The sequence below is a fragment of the Mesorhizobium sp. WSM1386 genome, from assembly GCF_055901595.1.
Genome location: NZ_CM148373.1, coordinates 1,533,081 through 1,557,735, shown reverse-complemented (window position 1 = coordinate 1,557,735; position 24,655 = coordinate 1,533,081). Strand labels below are relative to the sequence as shown.

The 24,655-nt window shown below is 64.0% G+C and carries 25 protein-coding genes and 1 riboswitch; of the genes, 11 read left to right on the top strand and 14 right to left on the bottom strand.

Features of this window, described 5'->3' with window-relative positions; translation table 11 throughout:
- Positions 1 to 12 precede the first annotated feature (12 nt).
- From AC0NIH_RS07630 to AC0NIH_RS07620, 3 genes are all read right to left on the bottom strand, one after another.
- Positions 13 to 639, bottom strand: coding sequence for a LysE family translocator (locus tag AC0NIH_RS07630; RefSeq protein ID WP_473463569.1), 627 nt, complete (start codon positions 637 to 639; stop codon positions 13 to 15).
- Positions 640 to 729: 90 nt separating this feature from the next.
- On the bottom strand, positions 730 to 1,677 hold the full coding sequence (locus AC0NIH_RS07625; RefSeq protein WP_023763869.1) for an aldo/keto reductase: 948 nt from the start codon (positions 1,675 to 1,677) through the stop codon (positions 730 to 732).
- A gap of 117 nt (positions 1,678 to 1,794) precedes the next feature.
- Positions 1,795 to 2,316, bottom strand: coding sequence for a gamma-glutamylcyclotransferase (locus tag AC0NIH_RS07620; RefSeq protein WP_023763868.1), 522 nt, complete (start codon positions 2,314 to 2,316; stop codon positions 1,795 to 1,797).
- Between the two features lie 155 nt (positions 2,317 to 2,471).
- Here AC0NIH_RS07620 and AC0NIH_RS07615 point away from each other — a divergent pair, with 155 nt between their 5' ends.
- On the top strand, positions 2,472 to 3,470 hold the full coding sequence (locus AC0NIH_RS07615) for a DUF2125 domain-containing protein (RefSeq protein ID WP_473463567.1): 999 nt from the start codon (positions 2,472 to 2,474) through the stop codon (positions 3,468 to 3,470).
- A gap of 10 nt (positions 3,471 to 3,480) precedes the next feature.
- Positions 3,481 to 4,410, top strand: coding sequence for a sugar kinase (locus AC0NIH_RS07610; protein WP_473463564.1), 930 nt, complete (start codon positions 3,481 to 3,483; stop codon positions 4,408 to 4,410).
- Here the strand turns inward: AC0NIH_RS07610 and AC0NIH_RS07605 are convergent.
- A complete protein-coding gene (locus AC0NIH_RS07605; RefSeq protein ID WP_473463562.1) occupies positions 4,407 to 5,342 on the bottom strand; it encodes a prephenate/arogenate dehydrogenase family protein in 936 nt (311 codons plus the stop codon). The two genes, AC0NIH_RS07610 and AC0NIH_RS07605, sit on opposite strands and share 4 nt — an antisense overlap.
- A 55-nt stretch (positions 5,343 to 5,397) precedes the next feature.
- Positions 5,398 to 6,507: a histidinol-phosphate transaminase gene (hisC, locus tag AC0NIH_RS07600; RefSeq protein WP_287271350.1), complete on the bottom strand. Its 1,110-nt coding sequence runs from the start codon at positions 6,505 to 6,507 to the stop codon at positions 5,398 to 5,400.
- A 172-nt stretch (positions 6,508 to 6,679) separates the two neighbouring features.
- Positions 6,680 to 6,757: riboswitch (SAM riboswitch) on the top strand.
- A 120-nt stretch (positions 6,758 to 6,877) separates the two neighbouring features.
- Between hisC and metX the strand changes: the two genes are divergently transcribed.
- Entirely contained in the window at positions 6,878 to 8,047 is a 1,170-nt protein-coding gene (metX, locus tag AC0NIH_RS07595; protein ID WP_224686555.1) for a homoserine O-acetyltransferase MetX, read from the top strand.
- A 172-nt stretch (positions 8,048 to 8,219) separates the two neighbouring features.
- Positions 8,220 to 8,834, top strand: a complete 615-nt coding sequence (metW, locus tag AC0NIH_RS07590; RefSeq protein WP_084018396.1) for a methionine biosynthesis protein MetW — start codon at positions 8,220 to 8,222, stop codon at positions 8,832 to 8,834.
- Positions 8,835 to 8,846: 12 nt separating this feature from the next.
- On the opposite strand, the gene AC0NIH_RS07585 is transcribed toward metW, so the two are convergent.
- Entirely contained in the window at positions 8,847 to 9,167 is a 321-nt protein-coding gene (locus AC0NIH_RS07585; RefSeq protein ID WP_473463559.1) for a DUF1330 domain-containing protein, read from the bottom strand.
- A gap of 427 nt (positions 9,168 to 9,594) precedes the next feature.
- Between AC0NIH_RS07585 and AC0NIH_RS07580 the strand changes: the two genes are divergently transcribed.
- Entirely contained in the window at positions 9,595 to 10,509 is a 915-nt protein-coding gene (locus tag AC0NIH_RS07580; RefSeq protein WP_473463557.1) for a glycosyltransferase family 2 protein, read from the top strand.
- Between the two features lie 29 nt (positions 10,510 to 10,538).
- Here the strand turns inward: AC0NIH_RS07580 and AC0NIH_RS07575 are convergent, their stop codons facing one another.
- From AC0NIH_RS07575 to AC0NIH_RS07565, 3 genes are all read right to left on the bottom strand, one after another.
- The gene (locus AC0NIH_RS07575) at positions 10,539 to 11,342 is read right to left on the bottom strand and encodes a DUF1194 domain-containing protein (protein ID WP_473463554.1); all 804 of its coding nucleotides are present in this window, start codon (positions 11,340 to 11,342) and stop codon (positions 10,539 to 10,541) included.
- Between the two features lie 84 nt (positions 11,343 to 11,426).
- Positions 11,427 to 13,247 (bottom strand): ABC transporter ATP-binding protein/permease, encoded by a 1,821-nt coding sequence (locus tag AC0NIH_RS07570; protein ID WP_473463552.1) that lies wholly within the window; start codon positions 13,245 to 13,247, stop codon positions 11,427 to 11,429.
- A gap of 137 nt (positions 13,248 to 13,384) precedes the next feature.
- Positions 13,385 to 14,164, bottom strand: a complete 780-nt coding sequence (locus AC0NIH_RS07565) for a class I SAM-dependent methyltransferase (protein WP_287271359.1) — start codon at positions 14,162 to 14,164, stop codon at positions 13,385 to 13,387.
- A gap of 208 nt (positions 14,165 to 14,372) precedes the next feature.
- On the opposite strand from AC0NIH_RS07565, the gene gloB reads away from it, so the two are divergent.
- The gene (gene gloB, locus AC0NIH_RS07560) at positions 14,373 to 15,140 is read left to right on the top strand and encodes a hydroxyacylglutathione hydrolase (protein WP_023763858.1); all 768 of its coding nucleotides are present in this window, start codon (positions 14,373 to 14,375) and stop codon (positions 15,138 to 15,140) included.
- A 13-nt stretch (positions 15,141 to 15,153) separates the two neighbouring features.
- Positions 15,154 to 15,594, top strand: coding sequence for a cupin domain-containing protein (locus tag AC0NIH_RS07555; protein WP_473463549.1), 441 nt, complete (start codon positions 15,154 to 15,156; stop codon positions 15,592 to 15,594).
- Here AC0NIH_RS07555 and AC0NIH_RS07550 read toward each other — a convergent pair.
- Genes AC0NIH_RS07550 through AC0NIH_RS07540 form a run of 3 tightly spaced genes read right to left on the bottom strand, consistent with a single transcriptional unit; the run spans position 15,569 to position 17,991 of the window.
- Positions 15,569 to 16,243 carry a lysoplasmalogenase family protein gene (locus AC0NIH_RS07550; RefSeq protein WP_473463547.1) on the bottom strand — a complete coding sequence of 225 codons (675 nt, stop codon included), beginning with the start codon at positions 16,241 to 16,243 and terminating at the stop codon, positions 15,569 to 15,571. The genes AC0NIH_RS07555 and AC0NIH_RS07550 overlap by 26 nt on opposite strands.
- Positions 16,240 to 17,154, bottom strand: coding sequence for an aromatic amino acid exporter YddG (yddG, locus tag AC0NIH_RS07545; RefSeq protein WP_473463544.1), 915 nt, complete (start codon positions 17,152 to 17,154; stop codon positions 16,240 to 16,242). Before yddG ends, AC0NIH_RS07550 begins: the two co-directional genes overlap by 4 nt.
- 48 nt (positions 17,155 to 17,202) lie before the next feature.
- Entirely contained in the window at positions 17,203 to 17,991 is a 789-nt protein-coding gene (locus AC0NIH_RS07540) for a DUF3108 domain-containing protein (RefSeq protein ID WP_473463541.1), read from the bottom strand.
- Positions 17,992 to 18,250: 259 nt separating this feature from the next.
- On the opposite strand from AC0NIH_RS07540, the gene rpmB reads away from it, so the two are divergent.
- The 4 genes from rpmB to AC0NIH_RS07520 all read left to right on the top strand — a co-directional run bounded on the left by rpmB (position 18,251) and on the right by AC0NIH_RS07520 (position 21,526).
- Entirely contained in the window at positions 18,251 to 18,547 is a 297-nt protein-coding gene (gene rpmB / locus AC0NIH_RS07535) for a 50S ribosomal protein L28 (protein WP_010911765.1), read from the top strand.
- A gap of 191 nt (positions 18,548 to 18,738) precedes the next feature.
- Complete coding sequence (locus tag AC0NIH_RS07530; protein WP_473463538.1) at positions 18,739 to 19,419, top strand: queuosine precursor transporter; 681 nt, start codon at positions 18,739 to 18,741, stop codon at positions 19,417 to 19,419.
- A 59-nt stretch (positions 19,420 to 19,478) separates the two neighbouring features.
- Entirely contained in the window at positions 19,479 to 20,159 is a 681-nt protein-coding gene (locus tag AC0NIH_RS07525) for a spermidine synthase (protein WP_473463536.1), read from the top strand.
- Between the two features lie 176 nt (positions 20,160 to 20,335).
- The gene (locus AC0NIH_RS07520) at positions 20,336 to 21,526 is read left to right on the top strand and encodes an integrase core domain-containing protein (RefSeq protein WP_023767545.1); all 1,191 of its coding nucleotides are present in this window, start codon (positions 20,336 to 20,338) and stop codon (positions 21,524 to 21,526) included.
- Between the two features lie 205 nt (positions 21,527 to 21,731).
- On the opposite strand, the gene AC0NIH_RS07515 is transcribed toward AC0NIH_RS07520, so the two are convergent.
- Together AC0NIH_RS07515 and cobT are read right to left on the bottom strand one after the other, a co-directional pair.
- Positions 21,732 to 22,760, bottom strand: coding sequence for an esterase-like activity of phytase family protein (locus AC0NIH_RS07515; protein WP_473463134.1), 1,029 nt, complete (start codon positions 22,758 to 22,760; stop codon positions 21,732 to 21,734).
- Positions 22,757 to 24,655: a cobaltochelatase subunit CobT gene (gene cobT, locus AC0NIH_RS07510; RefSeq protein ID WP_224686542.1), complete on the bottom strand. Its 1,899-nt coding sequence runs from the start codon at positions 24,653 to 24,655 to the stop codon at positions 22,757 to 22,759. Before cobT ends, AC0NIH_RS07515 begins: the two co-directional genes overlap by 4 nt.

Below are 24,655 nucleotides of genomic sequence, written 5' to 3'. Positions count from 1 at the left end.
CTGCCAGACAAGTCAGCCGAACACAGCCAGCACCGTGGTCAGCACCAGCGTCGCGGCAAAGACCAGATTGATGACCCGAGATGCCACCGGCCGGCGCAGAAAGCGCGCGAACGCGGCACCCGCGAGCAGCCACACGGCATGAATGACAACGATCATCACCGCCAGGACCGTCAGCTTCAACGACAGGCCAAGCTCGGCGGCGCCTTGCTTCGAAGCAGCGCCGGCAAACACGGCGGCGATCGCCACATAGGCTTTTGGATTGGCTATCGCCAGGAGGAACCCGGCCAGCCATGTCGGGCGCGACGTCTCGGCGGCATGCGCCGCCAGCGGCGGAGCGCTGGCGATCCTGAAGGCAAGATAGAGGATATAGGCGGCGGACGCGACAGCCAGCACCGGTGCCAGCTTCGGCATCGAGGTGAGCGCCGCCATGACCCCGGTCGCCACGACCAGCAGCACGGCGACGGTGCCAAGCACGATCCCGCAGGTGTAGAGCAGCGAGTGGCGCAGGCCGAAGGCGGCACCGACGGCGGTGACGCTTATCGTCGCCGGCCCCGGACTGCCCATGACGACAGTGGCGGCAAGCACCAGCGCGAGCAGCTGGCGCCAAAGCTCCGGCTGCGAAACAAGCGGTCCGGCCATCCGATCCTCTATCCTGCCCCGTGCGAAGGACGGTATGGCAGCCGATGCGGATCGTCTTGGACGTTCGTGCGCCGGTGGTTGCCGGAAGCTTCAGCCGCTCGCTTTGTCGAGTTCGGCCATGTCGTCCGCCGTCAGTTTCAGCGACACTGCCCTGATCAGGCTATCCATCTGGTCAGGCTTGGTCGCACTGGCGATCGGTGCGGTGATACCGGGCCGCGCGATCACCCAGGCAAGCGCCACTTCCGCCTGCTTGGCGGAATGCCTTGATGACACCGCGTCGAGTGCCGCAAGGATGCGCATGCCGCGCGCATTCAGATAGCTGCCGACATCTTCGCCGCGCTCGCTTTGGCCAAGATCCTCCTCGCTGCGGTATTTGCCGCTCAGGAAACCCTTGGCCAGGCTGAAATAGGTGATGACGCCGATATCCTCTGCCACGCAGAGATCGCGCAGAGGACCGTCGAAGGACGAGCGGTCGTAGAGATTGTATTCCGGCTGCAGCACTTCGTAGCGCGGCAGGCTGCGCAGGCTCGCCACGTCGAGAGCGGCGCGCAACTGGCCGGCGTCTAGGTTCGAGCAGCCGACATGACGAACCTTGCCCTTGGCGAGCAGCTTTTCGTAGGCGCCTAGCGTTTCCTCATAGGGCGTGGCCGGATCCGGCCAGTGCGATAGGTAGAGGTCGATGACTTCGGTCTGCAGCCGCTTCAGCGACGCATCGACGGCCTTCTCGATATAGGCAGCGGATAGGTCCTTGTGGCCCTGCCCCATGTCAGAGCCGACCTTGGTCACCACGACGACCTTGTCGCGATTGCCGCGGTCTTTCATCCATTTGCCGATGATGGTTTCCGATTCGCCGCCCTTGTGGCCGGGCACCCAGCGCGAATAGGCGTCCGCCGTATCGACCGCGTTCAGGCCAGCGCCGACGAAGCGGTCGAGCAGGTCGAACGAAGTCTTCTCGTCCGCGGTCCAGCCGAAGACATTGCCACCCAGAACCAGGGGCGCGATGGAAAGATCGGTGCGACCGAGACGGCGTTTCTGCAAGACGGATCTCCGTGATTGGCAGGGCGGAGGCCGCCCGTTGGCTGGGTTCGGAGCCTAACCTAGGTCTCGCGGCTTCGAGGTCAAAGGCCTGGCCGCCTTTTCCGCAGAGCCAGCGCTTCACAAAGGCGCTATCTCCCGCGCCACCTCTTCCAGCCAGTGATCGCGAATGCCGAGTGCTTCCAGGTGCTTCAGCGTGCTGAGAACATAATCCTCGTTGTCGCCGGACTGGCCGGCCGCGCCCCGCACCACCGCTGCCGCGTCCGCCGCGTCGAGCGCGCCGGCATATTGCTCATGCTTGCGATCGACGATGTAGGCCACCGCTTCGACTGTCCCGCCACCATCGAGGCGAACCTTCAGCGTCCGCTCGAGATAGACGCTGGTGACGAGCTCCCGCTCGCGCAGATAGGCAATGACCTCGTCGCGCAGTTCGCCGGGGACGCGGAACGCCAGGCCGACGCAGGAACCGCCATGGTCGAGGCCGAGCACCAGTCCGGGCCGCCGGCGCGTGCCGCGATGCACGAAAGAATAGACACAAAGCGAGCGCCGGTAGCCGTGCAGGCGGGCACGTCGTGTCTCGACATGCGCGAAACCGGGCCGCCAGATCAGCGAACCATAGCCAAACACCCAAAAATCGCCCATATCGCCGCGCCTGATTGCAAAAAGAATGACAATGCCGCACCGGAAACCGGTGTTTTTTCCGTCCGTCCCCGTCTACCTGTTCGTCAATATCTACCTGGTGTTGTCGGAATCGAAGGTCCGTCCACGATACCCATTGCGTTAATGAGAGCCAAAGCATGACGTCAAGTGACGAACGCCAACCAAAATCCCGCCGCGGCCTGTTCTGGCTTGTGGCGTTTATCGTTGTGCTGTTCGCCATCTACAGCGCCGGCTGGTTCTATCTGGCCAACAGGGTCAGGACCGAGGCCGACAAGGCGGTTGCCACGCTCAACAAGAGCGGCATCGAGGCCGGTTGCGCCAATCTCCAGGTCAGCGGCTATCCCCTGAACTTCACGGTCTCCTGCGACAATCTCGCCTACGAGGACGATGCCAAGAACATTGCGGCGTCTGCCGGCAGCTTCAATGCCGTCGCCCAGATCGTCCAGCCCTTGTCGCCGGTCGCCAGTCTGCGCGGTCCGCTCAGGACTTCCGTCCCGGGCATGATGCCGCTGTGGATCGACTGGGACAACCTGCAGGCCAATTTCAAATTGTGGTATCCGCTGCCGCACCGCATATCGCTGCAGGCCGAAGGCCTGTCGGGCCAGACCGATCCGGCCGACGACACCGACCCTGTCGAACTGTTCAGCGCCGGCAAGGCATCGGGCCAATTGCAGCCGAATGGCGGGAATCTCGACTATGCCGGCAGCTTTGGCGATCTGGAGATCGACGCCGACGCGATCGGTGGCCGGGTGCTGCCGGCGCTCGATGCAAGCGGCGACGTCACCCTGAACAACGGCGTTGCGCTGGTCGGCACACAGGTAAAAAGCCTGCGCGGCCAGAGCGTCGAGATCCGCAACCTCGATTTGTCGTCGGGGACAGCACGCGTCACCCTTTCCGGGCCGCTGTCGGTCGATGCCGAAGGCCTGGTCAATGCCGATCTGATGATCAGGATCAAGGATCCCAAGGCCGTGGCAGCCATTCTGGCCGGCGCCATACCCGAGCAGAAGAACGCAATCGAACAGGGTTTCGCAGCACTCGCCATGCTCGGCAGCGAACCGTCGATGCCGCTGAAGGTCGTCAAGGGCAAGGCCTCGCTCGGCTTCATTCCGCTGGGCAAGCTCAAGCCTGTCAATTAAGCATTCCGGCATGGACCAACCGGCAAAGCTTCTGAGCGTCGGCGCGCTGACGCTCGATACCATTCTTCGGGTCGACACCCTCCCCGCGCATCAGGGAAAATTCATCGCCTCCGACGGCGTCCAGATCGCCTCCGGCATGGCCACGAGCGCTGCCTGCGCCGCGCATCGCCTCGGCGCGGAAGTGTCGCTATGGGCGAGCGCCGGCGATGATCCGGTCGGCGATCAGCTGATTGCCGGGATCGAGGCGGAGGGCGTCGATTGCACCCATGTCCGCCGCGTCAGCGGCGCCCGTTCGGCGCTGGCTTCGATCCTGGTCGACGCGCATGGTGAGCGCATCATCGTGCCGTTCTACGACAGCAAGGCCCAGGCCGACCCCGAAGCGCTGCCGGTCGCCGACCTCTCCGCCTTCGATGCCGTGCTGGCAGACGTGCGCTGGCCGGGCGCGGCGGCACTTGCCCTGAAGGCCGCCCGCGCCGCCGGCCGTCCGGCCATCCTCGATGCCGACACAGCGCCGCTGGCGGTGGTGGAGCAGTTGCTGCCGCTGGCCTCGCACATCGTCGCCTCCGAGCCGGCGGTCCGCATCATATGCGGCCAGGCGCTGGATCTGGAGACCGCTTGCGCCGACCTTGCCTCCCGCACCGATGCTTTTGTCGCGGTGACTGCCGGCGCGTCCGGAACATGGTGGTCCGATCGTGCGGGCAGAGGTATCCGCCATGTCGAGGCGCCGAGAATAAAGGCGGTCGACACGCTGGCCGCCGGCGACGTCTTTCACGGCGCCTTTGCCGTCGGGCTGGCGGAAGCCATGCCGGCCGAGCAGGCCTTGCGCTTTGCCAGTGCCGCCGCCGCGCTCAAATGCCTGCGCTTCGGCGGCAGGCTCGGCGCGCCAAACCGGGCCGAGACACTGGCCATGGTTGCGGCGACCTGGCCCGAACAGGCTTAGCTTTTCGCGGGATGCTCGACGGCTTGGCGGCCGAAATCGGGCGCGTCGATGTCCTGGCCGGCCTCGATGATCGACCGGCGCACGGCGCGCGTCCGGGTGAACAGGTCGAAGAGCTTGTCTCCGTCGCCCCAGCGGATCGCCCGCTGCAGGAACGCCAAATCTTCCGAGAACCGCGCCAGCATTTCGAGGATGGCATCCTTGTTGTGCAGGCAGACGTCCCGCCACATTGTCGGGTCGGAGGCGGCGAGGCGCGTGAAGTCGCGAAAACCGGAAGCGGAATATTTGATCACTTCCGTCTTGGTCACCGATTCCAGATCGTCGGCGGTACCAACGATGTTGTAGGCGATGATGTGCGGCAAATGCGAGACGATGGCCAGCGTCATGTCGTGATGCTGGGGGTCCATCGTGTCGATGTTGGCGCCGCAGCGGCGCCAGAATTCCGATAGCTTCTCCATTGCGTCCGGATCAGTGTCCGGCAGCGGCGTGAAGATGCACCAGCGATTGTCGAACAGGTCGGCAAACCCGGCGTCCGGCCCCGATTTTTCGGTGCCGGCCAGCGGGTGGCCGGGAATGAAGTGGACGCCATCGGGCACATGCGGCTGCATCTGCGCGATGACCGATGCCTTGGTCGATCCGACATCGGTGAGGATCGCGCCCTTTTTCAGCGCCGGCGCGATTTCCTCGGCGACCGCGCCCGACGAGCCGACGGGTACCGAGACGATGACCAGATCGGCGTCGCGAACCGCTTCTTTCGCATCCGTGGTGTAGGAGGAGCCGAGCCCAAGCTCTTCAGCTCGCGCCAGCGTCGCGGCGCTGCGGGTCGAAATGGCGACGTGACGGGCCAGCCCTTCGCGGTGGATGACGCGCGCCAGCGACGAGCCTATCAGGCCGATGCCGACCAGCGCGATCTTTTCAAACATCGGTGACGTCATGGTGTTTCCAGCTCTGGGCGTTCCAGCTTTTTCGGCGTTCTGGCTTTTCGGCGTTCTAGCTTTTCAGGAATGTCGTGAGCGCGGCGACAACGCCGCGATTGGCCTCTTCGGTGCCGACGGTCATGCGCAGCGCGTTGGGAAATCCGTAGCCGGAAACGCGCCGCAAAATATAGCCGCGCGCCGTCAGGTAGTCGTCGGCCGCCGCCGCGGAATGCTTCTGGTCGTCGCGAAAATGGATGAGGATGAAATTGCCGACGCTGGGCGTCACCCGCAGCCCAAGTCCGGTCATCTCCTGGCTCAGCCAGGCGAGCCAGGTCTCGTTATGCGCCACGCTGCGCTCGACATGGGCACGGTCTCGGATCGCCGCGATGCCGGCCTCGATCGCCGTCGCGTTGACGTTGAAAGGGCCGCGCACGCGGTTGATCGCATCGACGATGTGCATCGGCCCGTACATCCAGCCGAGCCGCGCCCCGCCGAGGCCGATCTTGGAGAAGGTGCGCGTCATCACCACGTTCTCGGTGCTGCCGACCAATTCGATGCCCGCTTCGTAGTCGTTGCGGCGGACATATTCGGCATAGGCCGCGTCGAGCACCAGAAGCACGTTGCGGGGCAGGCCGGCATGCAGCCGGCGCACCTCCTGGAACGGCACATAGGTGCCGGTCGGATTGTTCGGATTGGCGAGGAACACGATCTTCGTGCGCGGCGTAATTGCGGCCAGTATCGCATCGATGTCGGCGCGCTCGTCGGTCTCCTTGACCGCGATCGGCGCGGCACCTGCCGACTGGATGTAGATCTTGTAGACCATGAAGGCGTGTTCAGTGAACACGGCCTCGTCGCCCGGCGCGAGGTAGGTCTGCGCCAGCAGGCCAAGGATCTCGTCGGAACCGTTGGAGCAGATGATGTTCTGCGGGTTGAGGCCATGCACCTCGGCGATCGCCTCGCGCAGCCGCCTCGCCGTGCCATCGGGGTAGACGTCGAGCTTTCCCGCAACCTCCCGCGCGGCCTCGATCGCCTTCGGCGACGGACCGAGCGGGTTCTCGTTCGACGACAGCTTGTAGACCTTGGCGACCCCGGCCGGCGCCGTGCTCTTGCCGGGCACGTAGGCATCTATGTCCATGATGCCCGCGCGCGGCGTTGGACGTGCCCGATCCGGTGTATGGTTCATTTTTTGCAAAATCCGTCGAAACCGCCTCCACCCGGAGGCCGCTGCGGAAATACAAGCCATGGCCCGCAATGTCGAGAGGTGCCATTGGTGCCGGCGGCCGGCCCAGCACCCGGCCCAGTGACCGGCCCAGGACCGGCATTGACGGCGAGCCAGGCGAGTTCTAGAAGGACAGCGACAGTTCCGTGGTGATTTGGCCGGTCGGCTTGCAGCCACGTTAAACAATTCGCTAAAGGGCCGTTTGCGTGACGTAACCGGCTTTGCGAAGGCAATGCCGGTTTTTTGTTGTCCGCTGCCGGCCGGACGAACGCATCGGCGACGCGGAGATCGGCAGCGATTTCCGAGAAAAGCACGGTGCAACAAGAGAGAATTGATGGCCGCTCTGCGCGCAGGAAAGACTAACAACGAGTTCGACACGCCGTCGAGCCCGGTGTTGCGTTTCGGGTCCGACAAGCCGCTCAAGCTCGACGCCGGCACGCTGCTGTCGCCGTTCCAGATCGCTTACCAGACCTATGGCACGCTGAATGATGCTCGCTCCAACGCCATCCTCGTCTGCCATGCGCTGACCGGCGACCAGCATGTCGCCAGCACCAATCCGGTGACCGGCAAGCCGGGCTGGTGGGAAGTCCTGATCGGCCCGGGCCGGATCATCGACACCAACCGTTTCTTCGTCATCTGCTCCAATGTCATCGGCGGCTGCCTGGGTTCGACCGGCCCGGCCTCGACCAACCCCGCCACTGGCAAGCCCTATGGGCTCGACCTGCCGATCATCACCATCCGCGACATGGTGCGGGCGCAGCAGATGCTGATCGACCATTTCGGCATCGAGAAGCTGTTCTGCGTGCTTGGCGGCTCGATGGGCGGCATGCAGGTGCTGGAATGGGCATCGAGCTATCCCGAGCGCGTCTTCTCGGCGCTGCCGATCGCCACTGGCGCGCGCCATTCCTCGCAGAACATCGCCTTCCACGAGGTCGGCCGGCAAGCCGTCATGGCCGACCCGGACTGGCATGGCGGCAAATATTTCGAGCACGGCAAGCGCCCGGAAAAGGGCCTGGCGGTGGCGCGCATGGCCGCCCACATCACCTATCTGTCGGAAGCCGCCCTGCACCGGAAATTCGGTCGCAACCTGCAGGATCGCGAAGCGCTGACCTTCGGCTTCGACGCCGACTTCCAGATCGAGAGCTATCTGCGACACCAGGGCATGACCTTCGTCGACCGCTTCGATGCCAATTCCTATCTCTACATGACGCGGTCGATGGACTATTTCGACCTCGCCGCCGACCATGGCGGCCGGTTGGCGGACGCTTTTGCCGGCACCAAGACCCGGTTCTGCCTGGTGTCCTTCACCAGCGACTGGCTGTTTCCGACCGAGGAGAGCCGCTCCATCGTGCATGCGCTCAACGCCGCCGGCGCCTCGGTGTCCTTCGTCGAGATCGAGACCGATCGCGGCCACGACGCCTTCCTGCTCGACGAACCGGAACTGTTCGCCGCCATCAACGGCTTCATCGGCTCGGCGGCAAGGGCGAGAGGGCTCAGCGCATGACCCCGAACAGTTGTAGACTGTTCGGATCGGGATCATGCGCCAGGCGTCAGCGCATGACCCCGAACAGTTGCAGACTGTTCGGATCGGGATCATGCGCCAGGCGTCAGCGCGTGACCCCGAAAAGTTGCAGACTTTTCGGATCAGGATCATGCGCCAGGCAAGGGGCGACATCATGAGCGTCAACGGCAACCAGCGCGTCGACCTCGAGGTCGTCGCCAACCTGATCCCGCCGCAATCGCGGGTGCTCGACGTCGGTTCGGGCGACGGCTCGCTGCTCGAACTGCTGCAGGACACCAAGCAGGTCGACGGCCGCGGTCTTGAGTTGTCGCAGCGTGGCGTCAACGAATGCGTGGCACGCGGCCTCTCGGTCATCCAGGGCGATGCCGACAAGGATCTCGAATTCTATCCCGACAAGGGTTTTGACTTCGTCGTCCTGTCGCAGACCTTGCAGGCCACCCGCAACCCGAAGCTGGTGCTCGACGAATTGCTCCGGATCGGCAACCGGGCGATCGTGTCCTTCCCCAATTTTGGCCACTGGCGGGTGCGGCTGTCGCTGTTCGTCAAGGGCCGCATGCCGGTGACCTCGGACCTGCCCTATTCCTGGTACGACACGCCCAACATCCACTTCTGCACTATCCGCGACTTCGTCAATCTGTGCGAGGAGCTTGGCGCTACGGTGGAAAAGGCAACCGCGCTCGACGCCAACGGTCAGAAGATCGCCCTGTCGATGCCCTGGTGGTTTTGGAACTTCTTCGGCCAGCAGGCAGTGTTCCTGCTGAAACGATAAGGCACCACGCATCTATTCCAGGACATCGATGGCCTTGTGCGGATGTTCGACACCATCGACGAAGACGACGTCGGATTGCGAATTGTCGGTCCGCAGGGCAAGGATCGCCTGATAGGCCGGCGAATTGTACCAACCGCGCACATGCTCCCTGTCGGGGAATTCGATGACGATGAGGTGGCCTTGCCAGTCGTTCTCGATCACCTCGACATCGCCGCCATGGACCAGGAACCGGCCGCCGAAGGGCTCCAGCGTGGCATCGATCTTGTGCAGATATTCGACAATCTGCGGACCCATTGTAGCTTGGCGCATATGGGCAACGGCGTAGGCGGTCATGATCTTGCTCCCTTCGGATCGAAGCCGATCAGCGGCCTCGCTAGAGCATGATGCCGAAAAGTGTGAAGCGGTTTTCGGATCATGCTCCGTTTCTAGGACAGTCTGCCCAAGCTCCGGCGGCGATGCGATTACGTCTGACGCAAAGGAATGCATGCAATTCCGCTCCGGGTTTGGCCATCTTCGCAAGATTGATTCCCGGGAAGACTGGGGGCGACGGTGTTGCATTTGAACTGCGCGCTGCACCAATTCGTCGTCTCGCGCGGGATTGAACCGTTGCACGACGCGTGACAGGAGTGGCTGTTTTTTATAACTTCACGCCGAACACCACCGAGGAGCACGGAGGGGGAAGTCCGATTCATTCGACCATCCTGAAGATCGATAGACCGGACAGGAAGGGCACATTTGCGCTGGAAGCGGCTAACGCGCCATGACCGCGAAAACGGAACGCTCTCCCCTCATCACGGTCATCACGCCGACCCACAACCGACGCGACAAGGTGTTGCGCGCCGTCGAAAGCGTGCTTTCCCAGAGCATGCCGAGGCTAGAGCATATCGTCGTCGACGACGGCTCCACCGACGGTACGGAGGCGGCGCTGGCCCGTATTCGCGACCCACGGCTGATCTATGTCGGCGCGAAATGGCGGGGCGCCAACGCCGCCAGGAATGCCGGCATCGAGCGGGCGCGGGCGCCGGTGGTGACCTTCCTTGATTCGGACGACGTCTACTTGCCGCATCGGGTCGAACGGACCTTGAAATGGTTTGATGACAATCCGGCGCTTCAGGTGCTGCTCTCTTCATACGTTTCAATGAAGGGAAACCGAGCCACCAACAGCGTCAACCGTACTGCCTTTCTGAGCCCATCGATGCTGGAGCGAGCGGTGGTGGCACAAACGGCCTTCGTCGCCGGGTCCGCGATAACGGCCCGTCGCGACGCCTTGCTGGCGATCGGCGGCTACGACAGCGACATCACCCGGATGCAGGATCGGGAATTGTTGCTGCGCCTGGCAAGACGCTTCGGCGCGCAATTGTCCAGGGATATCGACTGGACGAAGCACAGTTCGCAGAATTCGATTTCTGGCCGCAGGGCGGGTTACGTCGAAGCCTATGCGGACCTGATGGGCAAACATCCGCATATCGCACGCTGCTACCCTCACGTCCCGCCCTTCATGATCACGCGGCAGATCATCGCCGATCTTCTCAAAGGCCGGATACCTGAGGCCTTCGCAGGCTACATGGCTAACCGCTCGTCGGAAGCGCTTGGCTATTCATTGCCGGAACTGATCAATGGCTACGTCCATGGCCGGCGTTGGCGTCGCGATCTCTACGATGAAGTTCGCGACTAGTTTGCCGCAGCGCCGGCGCGGCCGACGATTTACCGGTCGAGTTCCGGGAAATACGGATCTGACAGGAACCGCCTGTCCCGCTCGCCTTGCAGGCAGTCGATCGGCGCATCCGTCTCGATGGGGGTGACCTTGGCCTTGTCCTGAATGCCGCTCACTTCGAGGATCAGCTTGCGCCGGATCGCCGTCGAGAACTCCGCGGACGCATAAATCGGCAGCACGAAGGAACCGGGCCCGCCGGTCACGCACTGCGCATAATACTGGTCGAGATGGCTGAAGGTCGGCGACGGCTTGATCAGGATCGGCAGACCGTTGATGATTATGCCCTTGGCAATGGCCGCATCGCGCGTGGCGGTGACCGGCGGCCCGATATTGTTGGGACCGTCGCCCGATATGTCGATGACGCTGCGTTCGCCGGCGAAATCCGTCCTGTCGAACAGCCCGGCGCCGAAGGCAAGCGCGGTCGAAATCGAGGTGCCGCGAAAACTCCGGAACGGGCGCGCCGCGACCTTGTCGGCAAAGCGGTTGGCGCTCTCGGCGCTGTCGATGACCTGCCAGCTGATGGCCGCGTCATCGCGCACCGTGCCGGCCCATTCGAAATAGGCAATCGCGACACGGCCTGTATTGCCGGAACGGACAGCCTGGATGAAGTCGGGATGCCGCAGCGCTTCGACATAGCCGGCGCGTTGCAGGGCGAACTCCGTCTCGTCCATCGACAAGGAGATGTCGACCGCCAGCACCAACTCGACGTCGACGGCCGATGCCTCAGGTGGCGAGCCGACGGGAGTTGCCTGGGCGCAGGCAAGGCAAGCAAGCAGGCGCAGCGCATCAAGCATGGCCAATGCCAGGTTGTTTCTGCAGGAAATCTTCCATTGCGATCACGGCAAAATAAGGTTTGCGCTCGCAACCGGAGAAAACGCCTATTTTTTGCGATGAGCCGCTGCCGGCGGCGGTTCGATCGCGCCGGCCCTGACACGGACCGGTTTCAGCGCCGGCGCGTCGGGATCCTTGACGATCGTCAGGCCGCGCGGAAAGAATTGGTTATTGTGCTGGCCGCGCCCGATGTTGATGATCGCGGCTCCCTTCAGGTGCTTTTCCAGCATTGCCAGCACCCGCCGCAGCGACGGACCGTCGAACGCGTCCATCGCTTCGTCGATGATCACCCATTTCGGCTGCCGTAAGGCGAGCCTGGCGACGCCCAGCAAGCGCTGTTCGTCATCGCCCAGCTCATGGTCCCAGCGCCCGACGCGGTCGAGCGACCCCGACAGCCGTTCAAGGCCGACCTCGGCCAATACAGCCGAAATCTCGGCATCACTCGCCGGCGCATGCCCGTTCGCGTGGTTGAGCACCTCGCGCAACGTGCCGGCCGGCAAGTACGGGACACGCGGCACGAAGATGAGGGTTTCTCCAGCCGGCAGGCCGATCTTTCCGCTGCCCCAGGGCCAAAGCCCGGCAATGGCGCGGAAGAACAGCGTCTTGCCCGCGCCCGGTTCGCCGGTGATCATGATGCGCTCGCCGGGGCGGATTTCGACATGCTGGTCGGAGAGTTTGGTGCAGCCTTCGGGCGAGGCCACTTGGAGCTTCTCGAACGTCAGGCTGCCATTGGTATTTTGTTCAAAGGTGATGCGCTTTTCGGTGTCGTGCAGCACATCGGTTTCATTGAGCGCGATGCGGAAGTCGGCGACGCGCATCAGCGTGGCGCGCCAGTCGGCGATGCTGCCGATATTGTTGATGAACCATCGCAACGAAGAGTGGACCTGGTTGAAGGCACCGACCGCCATCATCAGCCCGCCAAAGCTGATATCGCCCGAGAAATAGACCGGCGAGGCAACCAGGATCGGCGCCACCACCGTGATCCAGCCATAGGTGTCGGTGACCCAGGACAGGTTGATCTGGGCGGTATAGATGCGCCGCATGGCGCCTAGCACAGTGCCTAGGTCGAGTTCGAGCCGTCGCTTGGCATCGGCTTCGCCGTGGTAAAGCGCGATGGCATCGACATTCTCGTTGACGCGTACCATCGAGGAGCGCAGCTCCGCCTCCCGTGTGTAACGGTCGCTGTTGAGGCGGATCAGCGGCCGTCCGACCAGCCAGCTCAGCCAGGAAGCCGTGCCGGCATAGAGGAAAGCCGCCCAGACCATGTAACCCGGTATGGCCAGCGACCAGCCGTTGACGTGGAAGACGAAGCCCGACGACAGTTGCCACAGCACGCCGACGAAGGACACCAAAAGGATGAGCGACTGTAAGAGACCGACGCCGAGATCGGTCGACAGGTCCGAGAGATGCGCGGCATCCTGCTGCATGCGCTGGTCGGGATTGACGCCGATGGCGCCGGCATTGGCGAGCCTGAAAGCACGCGTCGGCCGCATCCACTGGTCGATCAGGTCCAGCGTCAGCGCCTCGCGCAGCTTCAGCCGGATCATCTGATTGAGCCAGGTCTGACCAATATTGAGCACCAGAAGCCCGCCGGCGATCATCGCAAAGACGACGAGTTGATGCACGAAGGCCGCCATGTCGCGGCGCGCGAGCGCGTCGTAGAAGGGTTGGTTCCAGCGGTTGAGCAGAACCTGGCCGATCGACGTCGCGATGATGACGGCCATGATGCCGACCGACGTCCACAGCAACCATTTGCGAACAGGCGACGCCACCAGCGCCTTTCTGATAGTCGCCACCTGGTCGCGCAGGCTGCTGGCTTCGACGGCGACGGGCTGGACCGTGGCGTCCTTTTCCGGTTGATCAGCCATATCGGAGATTCCTAACGTTCAGAAGCGATGCTGAAACCGGATGAAGACAACAAGCGGCATTCGCATATCAATCTGGCTGCGAATTCACCACGACAGATAGGTTGGGAAATGCCGTACGATGCAAATTTCCGCCGTGATCACGAAGGTTTCACCTGACGGACCGCTGCAGTGCCCTCGGCCCGGCGGCCGAGCCGCGTCGCGCCATGCGGCGACAGCACCGGCACGAAGACGCGGCGAGACGCGCGCTGCGCCACCGGCACGCCTTGATAGAGCCGTTTCTGCGCCTCGACGACGATGACGCCGGAAAAGATCGGCCACAGCCGCCGACCGGCGCGCTCCAGCACATTGTGGAAGCGCATCATGAAGCGCCGCCGCGATGGCGGGAAGAACAGCGCATCCGACCAGGCCGCCGGCGTGAAATTCGCCTCGCGCAGCAATTCGGTGAGCTGCCCGCGCGAGAAGGGCCGTCCATTGCCGAACGGCGTGTGCTCGAAACGCGCCCAGACACCGCGCCGGTTCGGCACGACGATGACGACGCGCCCGGCGGGCGACAGCACCCGCCAGATCTCGTTCAGCGTCTCGCGCGGGTTTTCGACATGTTCGAGCGAATGGACGAGCAGCATGCGGTCGATGCAGGAATCGACCAGCGGCAGTTCCTCGTCGAAAACCAGGGCTGTCGCCGTCGGCCCCGTCGTCGGCCAGACGACGGCGCCCTGCGTCGCCGGCATGAAGGCAAAGACCCGCTCGGCGTCGGAGCCGAACCGCTCCAGCCAGGGCAATGTGTAGCCGAGGCCGACCAGCCGCTCATTCGGGACAGTGGCCCATATCGACGACAGCGCCATGGTGATCGAGTGCTCGGCGAACCGGCCGAGCGTTGTCGAATAGAAGGAGCGAAGATCGACGATGTCGGAATGCATTTGAGGGATGTAGCCGTGATATCGGCCGGATTCAACAAAGGCTCCGAGGCGGCCGCCATATCCCTGGAGTGACACTTGCCATCTCCGGGAGTGGCACTCGTCATCTCCGGGAGTGGCACTCGTCATCTCCCGGAGTGACACTTGTCATCTCCGGGATGACATCCGCACGCCGGCGCCCTATGTCTGCGGCGACAGATGGAGAGATGCAATGCCGGTCGAAATCGAACAGTTCATGTGCCGCAGCGACAATTTCGGCGTGCTGGTGCATGATCGCAAAAGCGGCCAGACCGCGATCATCGACGCGCCCGAGGAGGCGCCTATCCTGGCGGCGATCAAGCGCACCGGCTGGACGCCGACGATGATCCTGACCACGCATCACCACATGGATCACGTCGAGGCCAATCTGGCGTTGAAGGAACGCTTCAAGCTGCGCATCATCGGCCCGGAAGCGGAAAAGGCCAAGATCCCCGGCATCGACGAGACCGTCGAAGAAGGCTCTGTTCTGCATCTCGGCGAGGAGCGCATCGAGGTGATCGCAACCCCCGGCCACACCGCCGGCCATGTCTCCTATCACCTGCCGGCATCGAAGGTGGCGTTCACCGCCGACACGCTGTTCGCGCTCGGCTGCGGGCGGCTGTTCGAGTGCAAGCCGCCGGTGATGTATGAATCGCTGAAGAAGCTTGCGGCACTTCCGGCTGCCACGGTCATCTACTGCGGCCACGAATACACCCTCGCCAACGCCCGTTTCGCGCTGACCGTCGACCCGACCAACTCGGCGTTGAAGGAGCGCGCCGCCAGGATCGAGGCGCTGCGGGCCGACAACAAGCCGACGCTGCCGACGACGATCGGCGAGGAACTGTCGACCAATCCCTTCCTGCGTTGGCACGATCCGGCAATCCGCAAGCATCTCGGCATGGAAAAGGCCGGGGATGCCGAGGTGTTCGCCGAAATCCGCAAGCGCAAGGACAACTTCTGAGCGCCGCGTCAGCATGACCAGCTCCGCGGAAATCATCGCAACGCTCGGCCTGAAACCGCATCCGGAAGGCGGCTGGTACGCCGAGACCTTTCGCGACGCCGCCGGCGGTGCGCGCGGCCATTCGACCGCCATCTATTTCCTGCTGGAACGGCACCAGGTCTCGGCATGGCACCGGGTCAAGGACGCCGCCGAGGTCTGGCATTTCCATGCCGGCGCACCGCTGGCATTGTCGATGTGGGAGGAAGGCAGTGCCGTTGTCGAGCAGGTGCTCGGCATCGAGCTCACGGCGGGTGAACGGCCGCAGATCGTCGTGCCGGCGGGCTGCTGGCAATCGGCACGCAGCCTGGGCGAATGGACGCTGGTCGGCTGTACCGTGGCACCGGGCTTTGATTTCGACGCCTTCGAACTGGCCGCGCCGGGCTGGCATCCTACCCCAGCAGGAAGCCCAACGTGATCGCGAGCTGGGCGGCGTAGTACAGCACCCAGACGGTCAAGCGCATCCAGGCGCGATGCGGCGAGATCGCGGCGACCAGGAACTTTTCCGTGGCGAGCAGAGCATCCGACGCCATGAACAGCACGGCGCCGCCGATCACCCAGCTGCTGCTCGTCGTCAGCGCCGACATGCCCATCGCCAGGATCGCCACGACATAGACTGCGATCGGAACACGCAAGCCTGGACCGACGCGGCGCCAGAGCGCGGCAAGCATGATGATCACGAACACCGCCATCGCCAGCGCGATCGCGCCGCGCCAGGATTCGGCGCCGAGAACGCCCAATCCGTCGCCACTGCGCAGGAACAACGCGACATAGACGATGTGGGCGATGAGAAAGCTCGCCAGCCCGCCCAGAAACGCCTTCTCGCCGTCGCGCGACAGGAAGGCGTCGCCGACGGCGCTGAGCGCAAGGGCGGCCACCAGCAACAGCGGCCCTCCTTGCAGCGCTGAAAGCACGGCGAGCATCGCCACGGCGAGCGTCTTTGCCGCCGAGCGGGCGAGCGACGGCGGCATGCCGAGCGTGAAGGCGTAGATGACCGCTGCCACCAGCGAGAAGATCAGCGTCGCATTGGCGTTGGCGTCGATGCCGCCGGCAAACGGCATCGTCATGCCCGGGCTCCGGTTTCGGATGCCCCGGCCTCGCTTTGGGCCGCTGCCGGCTTGCGCTGGAACAGCGATTTTGCCGCCAAGGCAGCGCCGCCGGTGATGAGCACGCAAGCGGCCAGGATGCGCAGCGACGGTTCGGCGACCCCGGCCGCGATCAGCACCAGCGTCGACAGCAGCGGCGCCGCATAGCTCGCGGCGCCCAGCACCTGGATGTTGCCGCGCTTGACGCCAATGTCCCAGGCGTAGAAGGCGGCGCCCACCGGCATCAGGCCAAGCCCGAGCACCGCCAGCCACTGGCCGGCACCGTTAGGCAGCACCGTTTGTTCCAACAGGAGATGGCAGGCAAGCGACAGCAACGCCGTAGCCGCGCAGAACCAGGTGACGATCGAGGTCGGCACCGACGGAAAACGCCGCGACAAAAGCGAATAGGACGACCATAATACGGCGCAGACGGCGGCCATGGCGTAACCAAAGGCAAAGCGTGCGTCGAAGGCCAAGCCACCGCCCTTGGTGACGATCAGCACCGTGCCCGCAAGGCCAAGCAGCGCGCCGACGACATGGTTCCACGCCAGTTTTTCGCCCGGCATCAGCGCCGAACCGAGCACGATCAGCAGTGGCCAGAGATAGGCGATCAGGCTCGCCTCGACGGCAGGCGCGTTGCGCAGTGCGGTGAAGTAGAAGAAATGGTAGCCGAACAGGCCGGCAATGCCGATCAGCCAGACCTGTGGTGGTATTTTCTGGCTTCTATCCGAGGCCGGCATGAAAAGGCGCGCGACAAGCCCAACCCCGGTGCCGATCGAGAAGGTGATCGCCGACAACAGGAACGGCGGCACCTTTCCGGACGCGTCCGTGAGCAACGCCAAAAGCGCCCACATGGCGACCGCCGAAAAGCCGATCAGTGTTGCGCGCCCCATTCCGTCTCCAGTGGCGCGCCTCATTCTGTCGCCAGTGGCGGGCCTGGTCTATTGCACTGCTTCGAAACGTCCGGCGCTGATGGTCAAGGTGCCGATCTGCGTGCCGACCGTGGCATGGATCGGCGCATATACCCCGGTTTGGCCGAGCGGCGCAAACGTCACCATCATGCGGCTTTTGCTCTTGAGATAATTGAGTGCCTTGCGGCCCTTGCGATAGCCCGCCACCGGCTCGAAGCCCATCCGGCAAGTGACGGTGTCGCCCTTGTAGCCCGGCACCGATATCGTGCCTTTCGAATCGTAGGTCAGCGTCAAGTCGGCGCGCATCTCGCCATCGTAGAACTTGACCTTGCGGCCGCAGACCTGGTCGAGACTGTCGGCATGGATGACGGTCGCCGCCATCGGATCGAGCACCGACGCCAGGTCGCCGGCGCCGATCGGCACCCAGGCCTTCGGGTCGCGCTTGCCAGGTGCCGGGACGACCTGCGTCGAGGTCACGTTGCCATTGGCGAAGCGAATGTCGATCGCCGACGCCTTCTTGCCCGACGTATAGTCGGCGCGGAACGCCTGCGGCACCATCTTCTGGCCTGAAATCGTGCCCTTGGACGAGATCGTGCCGCGCGTATCGTCGAACAGTTTGGCCAGGCCAGCGGCCGAAACGCTGCCTTCGATCGCGTAGGCGCCATTCTCGTAGTGGCTCGCGAAGGTCGATCTCGCGATCGAGAGACCAAGGAACGACACGGTGTACTCGCCCTTGAAGGACTGCGGCGAGGCCGCCGATGCGGCGGAGGGCAAGGCGATGGCAAGCACGGCAACAAATGCGCGAGACGAACGAGGCATGGCGGGATCGGATCCTTGATTTTCGGCCGGAGGCGGGCAACTCCGGTCTGGCATGTCCCTATGAGACTGCTTATAGGGTGAATTCCGGCCTTAATATGAAATGCCGGGCGCTTCCGTGGGGAAGCCGGAGCTTGACGCCCCGGTGAAATGCAACTATGGAACGCCAACTTTTTCCATAAGGCCGCCTGACCAGAACCGCGCGCCACCCGGCGTGGGCACAAAGGTTTGGCAGGTCCCGAGAGAACTGAAGGTTAGAACCATGTCCCGCACCTGCGAACTCACTGCCAAGGCAGTCCAGACCGGCAACAATGTGAGCCACGCCAACAACAAGACCAAGCGTCGCTTCCTGCCGAACCTCGTCAATGTGACGCTGATCTCGGAAGCGCTGAACCAGAACGTGCGCCTGCGCATCTCGGCCAACGCGCTGCGTTCGGTCGAACATCGCGGCGGTCTCGATGCCTTCCTGGCCAAGGCCGACGTCAAGGAACTGTCGCAGCGCGCGCGCCTGCTGAAGAAGCAGATCGCCAAGAAGCTGGCCGAGCAGGTCGCTGCCTGACATCGTTTAAAAGGCGGGGGACTACCGCCCTGGCCAACATCTTGTTGGTCTCTGGCCAACTCCTTGTTGGTCTCTGGCCAAGCTCTTGTTGGCCTCTGGGGCATCGGATAGAAGCCGCAAGGTTTGACAATCCGATGCTCGAATACGAGCGAGCATAATGCTCCGCTGGTTCCATTACCCAGGATAAAAAAATGACTTCATTTTCGCGGTATTTGCCCTTCGTGGCCGCCATGGCGCTTGTCGTCGTGGCATCGAACATTCTCGTGCAGTTCCCGATGCAGGGCCAGCTCGGCAGCCTGTCGCTGGCCGACCTTTTGACCTGGGGCGCTTTCACCTACCCCTTCTCCTTCCTGGTCACCGACCTCGCCAACCGCCGCTATGGCCCCGCCGTGGCGCGTCGGATCGTCTTTGTCGGCTTCATGACGGCGGTGGTCTGCTCGATCCTCGTTCCGCCCTTCCTGTTCCGTCATGGCCTGATCGAATTCGAGACCGCCGCCGACCGGCTGGTACGCATCGCGGCGGCTTCCGGGGCGGCATTCCTCTCCGCGCAATTGCTCGACGTCACCGTGTTCAACCGTTTGCGCCGGCAGAGCTGGTGGCGGGCGCCGATCGTCGGCACGCTGGTCGGATCCGTGTTTGACACGATGGTCTTCTTCACCGTGGCATTTTCGGCCGCTTTCGCCTTTGCTGGCCCCAATGACGGTTTTGCCCTCGAAACGGCGCCGCTGTTGGGTGTTTTCCATGTCGACGCGATGCGCTGGGTTTCCTGGGCGCTGGGCGACCTCTCGGTGAAGCTGATCATTGCCGTGGTGGCACTCATCCCCTACCGGCTGCTCGCTGCCCGCTGGAGCCAGCCGGCGGTCGCGGCTTAAACCATGATCCCGAAAAGTGGCCTCCGGTTTTCCGAAAAGATCGTGGTCAGACAAAGCCCATGATCCCCTGGGTCCAGCTCGATTCGGCAAAGACCGGGGATGGCGCGCAGGAGCTTCGCCTCAAGCGGCGCGGTTCCGAATTCTCGATCATGCTCGGCACCAACGAGCTGATGAACAGCCGCCTCAGCGGCTCCGAGGAAGCGCTGGCCGGGCTTTCCTGCCAGAAGATTGCCCGCCATCGCCAACCGAGGGTCCTCATTGGCGGACTTGGCATGGGTTTTACCCTGCGCGCCGCTCTCGCCGAATTGGGCAGTGACGCCGGTATCGTTGTCGCGGAACTGGTGCCGGCGGTGGTCGCCTGGGCACGTGGCCCGATGGCGGAAGTGTTTGGCGGCTGTCTCGACGATTCCCGGGTCGAGGTTCGGGAGACCGATGTCGGAGATCTGATACGGTCCGAGCCCTCTCGCTGGGACGCCATCCTGCTCGATGTCGACAATGGCCCCGAAGGCATCGTCCACAAGGGCAACGATGCGCTCTACAGCCTGACAGGCCTCAAGGCCGCACGCACGGCGCTGAAGCCTGGCGGCGTGCTGGCGGTGTGGTCGCAAGGCCCGGACAGCGGCTTCACGCGGCGGCTGAAGCAGGCTGGCTTCGTCGTCGAAGAGGTCGCCACGCGCGCCAACGGCAAGCGCGGCGCGCGTCACGTCATCTGGATCGCTACCAACGGCTCGCGATCCTGATCGGACGCCGTCGTAACTCTGTTGATGAGCAGTCGACACCCACTCCGTCGAGCTTCGCTCGCCACCTCTCCCCCGATCGACGGGGGAGAGGAAAGGCTGTCCGAACCGGATAGATAGGTAACAGAATGGACCTGATGGATGGGTGACAGTTTTCTCCTTCGCTGGGAGGACCGGCGATGGTTTGGCGAGAGACTGGCATCATGGACGAGCGACTTCGGTTTGTTGTGGACTGCCTGGCAGGTGAGGAGACGATGAGCGAGATTTGTGCGGCCTACGGCATCTCTCGCAAGATCGGCTACAAGTGGCTTGGTCGCTATCGTGCGTTGGGCCCGGAAGGTTTGCGCGATCTGCCACGGGCGCCGCTCAATCACGGCCGGGCGACGGCTCTGGATCTGGTGGAACGGATCGTGGCGGCAAAGGAGACGCATCCACTGTGGGGGCCCAAGAAGATCGTGGCGCGGCTCAAGCGCACGGCCCCCGAGCTGCGCTGGCCGTCAGCTTCGACGGCGGGTGCCATCCTTGCACGACATGGGCTTGTGGGCGCGCGCAAGCGGCCACGGCTGCGGGCCTGCGGCAACGGCCCCTGGCCGCCGGCCGAGGAACCGAACGCAGTGTGGACTGGCGACCACAAAGGCTGGTTCCCGACCGGCGACAAGCGGCGTTGCGAGCCCTTGACGGTGATGGATGCGTCAAGCCGCTATCTTCTGGCGCTGGAAGCAACGGGCTCGACGGCCGATGCCGAGGCCTGGCCGGTGTTCGAGCGGTTGTTCGAGGAGCATGGGCTGCCGGATCGCTTCAGAAGCGACAATGGCCCGCCGTTCGCGTCGGCCGGCGTCGCCGGGCTGACGCCACTTGCCGCGCGCTTCGTCAAACTTGGCATCGTGCTGGAGCGGATCGCACCCGGCAAGCCGCAGCAGAACGGCCGCCATGAGCGCTTTCATCTGACCATGCTGCCGCTGGCCAAGCACCCGCAAGCCGACAGAACAGCTCAGGGTCGAGCCTTCGAGGCCTTTCGGCGCAGCTACAATGAGGAGCGACCGCATGAGGCGCTGGCCATGGACACTCCAGCCCAGCATTACCGCCGCTCACAGCGCCTCATGCCAAGAACGCCACCCGAGCCCGATTATCCGGCCGAGGCCGCGGTCCGCCACGTGCGCCACAATGGCGAGATCCGATGGAATGGCGGCTTCATCTATGTCTCGCAAACACTGGCCGGTGAAGCGGTCGCGGCCACCGAAACCGAGGATGGCCAATGGGCGCTTTCCTTCTATGCCCATCCCCTGGGCATCATCGACACGAGGCGCATGAAGCTCGTCCGCCGCAGCGCCGCGCCAACCAAACCGCTTGGCGCTGCGGCGGACGAATAGAGGGGAGAAGTGTTACCTATGTATCCGGTTCAAAGTGTTACCTATCTATCGGCTGGACAGGCGCGAACTTATGCCGGGAGGCTGCCTTCCTCTCCCTCCGGAGGGGGGAGAGGTGGCTCGGCGAAGCCGAGACGGAGTGGGGGAAGGCGCCCGACCAAAATCGAATTCCACCGAAGATCGAACCCGCTATTGAAGACCCTCAACGTCAGTCCTGGTGGAGAATAAATTCCAGATAGAGGTTGCGCTGCAGGATCGAGTGGTTGTCGTCGGAGACCAGCGACACCATCAGCGCGCCGTCGTCGCGGGTCCAGACGTCGAGCCCTTCCATATTGTCGATCTGGTAGCCCATGTCGGCTTCCAGCAGAACCTGCCCGTCGGCGACGGCGCCCTTCTCGACACTCTCGCCATAGATGCGCCGCAGCCGCATCTTGAGGCCGCCTGCCATCGAGAAGCTGCGCTCCAGGAGCAGCAGGTCGCCATCCGGCAGGAACGCACCGTCGGTGATGTCGAAATCACCGTTGCGCTTGACGGTGAACACGCCCTTGTGCGGCCCTTCGATGATGGCGGCATAGATGTTGCCTGATTTGTCGAGGCTCTTTTCCGACACCACCACCAGACCGCCCTCATGCTGGCCGTTGACATTGGCATGGGTGACGGTCTCAAAACCGCGATTCTGGCGCAACTCCCAGGCTGGAATGAGGAAATCCAGCTGCTTGAACGGCGCCTTCATGTCACTCGGGTCGATCTTGAACTGGGCGACGCGATGGTTGCGTTCGAAGCCGACGGTGGCGATGCCGTCCTTGACGTCGACCCCTTCGGCGTCGACCATCCATTTCTCGTCGATCGGCTGGCCGTTTTCATCGACCATCTGCTGCATGCGGAAATTCTGGATGCCGGACGGCCGCTTGTCGGCGTCGCGAACCACCGTGCCGAAGAACCAGAAGCCGGTGTCGGCCACCCCGATGAAATCGCCGCCCGCCTTCACGAAGCGGAAGGCCGACAACGCACCGAAATCGCGCGTCGGCGAGGTCATCTCCAGGCCGCCGACAAATTCGAGCGGGCCGAACTGCTTGTCGGCGCGACCGATATGAAACTGGGTGATCGGGCGGGCCGAGATCTCGACCGGCTCGACAGAGCTGGAGCGGACCGGACCGGCCGGCGCCGAAGCCACGCCGGCAAACAGGGCGATGGTGGCGAAAAGCGCTTGCCGAAAACCGCCCCGCGAAAGGATCATCCGGCGCGCCGCATGCCGCCACGCCGCGTGTCGCGCGCGCTTTCCTCGGCAAACAGCGAGGCTAATTGCTCGGTCATGGCGCCGGCCAGTTCCTCGGCATCGACGATGGTGACGGCGCGCCGATAATAGCGTGTGACGTCATGGCCGATACCGATGGCCAAGAGTTCGACCGGCGAGCGCGTCTCGATCAGTTCGATGACGGCGCGCAGATGGCGTTCCAGATAGTTGCCCGGATTGACCGACAGCGTCGAATCGTCGACCGGCGCGCCGTCCGAGATCATCATCAGGATCTTGCGCTGCTCCGGCCGGGCGATCAGGCGGTTGTGCGCCCACAGCAGCGCCTCGCCGTCGATGTTTTCCTTGAGCAGGCCCTCGCGCATCATCAGGCCGAGATTGCGCCGTGCCCGCCGCCACGGATGGTCGGCGGATTTGTAGATGATGTGGCGCAAATCGTTGAGGCGGCCGGGATTCGGCGGCTTGCCGTCCTTCAGCCACTTCTCGCGCGCCTGCCCGCCCTTCCACGCCCGCGTGGTGAAGCCGAGAATCTCGACCGAGACGCCGCAGCGTTCCAGCGTGCGCGCCAGGATGTCGGCGCAGGTGGCGGCGACCGTGATCGGCCGGCCGCGCATCGAGCCCGAATTGTCGAGCACCAGCGTCACCACCGTGTCGCGGAATTTGGTGTCGCGCTCCTGCTTGAAGGACAGCGGCTGCATCGGGTCGATGACGACGCGCACCAGGCGCGCCGGGTCGAGGTAGCCCTCTTCCAGGTCGAAATCCCAGGACCGGTTCTGCTGCGCCATCAGCCGGCGCTGCAGCCGGTTGGCGAGCCGCCCGACGACGCCGGACAGATTGGCAAGCTGCTTGTCGAGGAAGGCGCGCAGCCGGTCGAGCTCTTCCTCTTCGCAAAGCTCCTCGGCGCCGACCGTCTCGTCGAAAGCGGTGGTGAAGACCTTGTAGTCGATTTCCTTCGGCAGGTTGGTGAAGGGATTGTCGTTGCGGCGCGCCTCGCCGGGCGTCTCGGCATCGGCATCGTCGTCGTCGGAGAGATCGTCGGCGGTGGCGTCGGACGCTTCCGTCTCGGACGACTGCTCATCGTCTGCCGAAGCCTCGGCATCCTCGGACTGCGACTGCTCGGAGCCGGAATCCTCTTCGCCCCCCTCCTCGCTCTGCTCCTCGCCTTGCGGCTGGTTGTCGTCATTGTCCTCGGAGTCTTCCGTCTCCTGGTCGTCTCCGAGTTCCTCGGCCATCTCCATCGAGGCGAGCATCTCGCGCACGACCCGGGCGAAGGCCTGCTGGTCGTCGAGCTTGGCCGAAAGCCCGTCGAGATCGGCCTTGGCCTTTTCCTCGACCCAGGGGCGCCAGAGTTCGACCAGCCGCTCGCCGCTCTTCGGGATCGACCGGCCGGTCAGCTTCTCGCGCACCATCAGCGCCAGCGCTTCCTCGATCGGTGCGTCGGCCTTGTCCTTGACGTCGATGAGGTTGGCCTTGGCGTATTTGTCCTCCAGCATCGAGCCGATATTGTCGGCGACGCCTTGCATGGCGCGGCTGCCGATCGCCTCGACGCGGGCCTGCTCGACCGCGTCATAGATGGCGCGGGCCGCCTTGCCCTCCGGCGCCAGCTTGGTGTGGATGCGCTGATCGTGGCAGGCGCGCTTCAGCGCCATGGAATCGCCGAGGCCGCGGGTAATCGCAATGTCGGTCTTCGACGCCTTCTTCGGCAGTTCGGGCAGTCTCGCGCGGCTGCCGGCGAGCGCCGGCCTGTCCTTGGCGAAGCCGACTTCCATTTCCTTGTCGCCGGCAATGGCGCGCATGCAGACGGTGACGGCGCGCTTGAAGCTGTCGGCTTCAGAACCCGTCTTCGACTTGTTGCGCGTGTTGTCGCCCGGACCCGCCAT

What these genes read in the sequence shown, in the direction of transcription:
- AC0NIH_RS07630 (WP_473463569.1), bottom strand. Translation starts at nt 639, where the DNA reads ATGGCCGGACCGCTTGTTTCGCAGCCGGAGCTTTGGCGCCAGCTGCTC.
- AC0NIH_RS07620 (WP_023763868.1), bottom strand. Translation starts at nt 2,316, where the DNA reads ATGGGCGATTTTTGGGTGTTTGGCTATGGTTCGCTGATCTGGCGGCCC.
- AC0NIH_RS07615 (WP_473463567.1), top strand. Translation starts at nt 2,472, where the DNA reads ATGACGTCAAGTGACGAACGCCAACCAAAATCCCGCCGCGGCCTGTTC.
- AC0NIH_RS07610 (WP_473463564.1), top strand. Translation starts at nt 3,481, where the DNA reads ATGGACCAACCGGCAAAGCTTCTGAGCGTCGGCGCGCTGACGCTCGAT.
- AC0NIH_RS07605 (WP_473463562.1), bottom strand. Translation starts at nt 5,342, where the DNA reads ATGACGTCACCGATGTTTGAAAAGATCGCGCTGGTCGGCATCGGCCTG.
- hisC (WP_287271350.1), bottom strand. Translation starts at nt 6,507, where the DNA reads ATGAACCATACACCGGATCGGGCACGTCCAACGCCGCGCGCGGGCATC.
- metX (WP_224686555.1), top strand. Translation starts at nt 6,878, where the DNA reads ATGGCCGCTCTGCGCGCAGGAAAGACTAACAACGAGTTCGACACGCCG.
- metW (WP_084018396.1), top strand. Translation starts at nt 8,220, where the DNA reads ATGAGCGTCAACGGCAACCAGCGCGTCGACCTCGAGGTCGTCGCCAAC.
- AC0NIH_RS07585 (WP_473463559.1), bottom strand. Translation starts at nt 9,167, where the DNA reads ATGACCGCCTACGCCGTTGCCCATATGCGCCAAGCTACAATGGGTCCG.
- AC0NIH_RS07580 (WP_473463557.1), top strand. Translation starts at nt 9,595, where the DNA reads ATGACCGCGAAAACGGAACGCTCTCCCCTCATCACGGTCATCACGCCG.
- AC0NIH_RS07575 (WP_473463554.1), bottom strand. Translation starts at nt 11,342, where the DNA reads ATGCTTGATGCGCTGCGCCTGCTTGCTTGCCTTGCCTGCGCCCAGGCA.
- AC0NIH_RS07570 (WP_473463552.1), bottom strand. Translation starts at nt 13,247, where the DNA reads ATGGCTGATCAACCGGAAAAGGACGCCACGGTCCAGCCCGTCGCCGTC.
- AC0NIH_RS07565 (WP_287271359.1), bottom strand. Translation starts at nt 14,164, where the DNA reads ATGCATTCCGACATCGTCGATCTTCGCTCCTTCTATTCGACAACGCTC.
- gloB (WP_023763858.1), top strand. Translation starts at nt 14,373, where the DNA reads ATGCCGGTCGAAATCGAACAGTTCATGTGCCGCAGCGACAATTTCGGC.
- AC0NIH_RS07555 (WP_473463549.1), top strand. Translation starts at nt 15,154, where the DNA reads ATGACCAGCTCCGCGGAAATCATCGCAACGCTCGGCCTGAAACCGCAT.
- AC0NIH_RS07550 (WP_473463547.1), bottom strand. Translation starts at nt 16,243, where the DNA reads ATGACGATGCCGTTTGCCGGCGGCATCGACGCCAACGCCAATGCGACG.
- yddG (WP_473463544.1), bottom strand. Translation starts at nt 17,154, where the DNA reads ATGGGGCGCGCAACACTGATCGGCTTTTCGGCGGTCGCCATGTGGGCG.
- AC0NIH_RS07540 (WP_473463541.1), bottom strand. Translation starts at nt 17,991, where the DNA reads ATGCCTCGTTCGTCTCGCGCATTTGTTGCCGTGCTTGCCATCGCCTTG.
- rpmB (WP_010911765.1), top strand. Translation starts at nt 18,251, where the DNA reads ATGTCCCGCACCTGCGAACTCACTGCCAAGGCAGTCCAGACCGGCAAC.
- AC0NIH_RS07530 (WP_473463538.1), top strand. Translation starts at nt 18,739, where the DNA reads ATGACTTCATTTTCGCGGTATTTGCCCTTCGTGGCCGCCATGGCGCTT.
- AC0NIH_RS07525 (WP_473463536.1), top strand. Translation starts at nt 19,479, where the DNA reads ATGATCCCCTGGGTCCAGCTCGATTCGGCAAAGACCGGGGATGGCGCG.
- AC0NIH_RS07520 (WP_023767545.1), top strand. Translation starts at nt 20,336, where the DNA reads ATGGTTTGGCGAGAGACTGGCATCATGGACGAGCGACTTCGGTTTGTT.
- AC0NIH_RS07515 (WP_473463134.1), bottom strand. Translation starts at nt 22,760, where the DNA reads ATGATCCTTTCGCGGGGCGGTTTTCGGCAAGCGCTTTTCGCCACCATC.
- cobT (WP_224686542.1), bottom strand. Translation starts at nt 24,655, where the DNA reads ATGGCGGGTCCGGGCGACAACACGCGCAACAAGTCGAAGACGGGTTCT.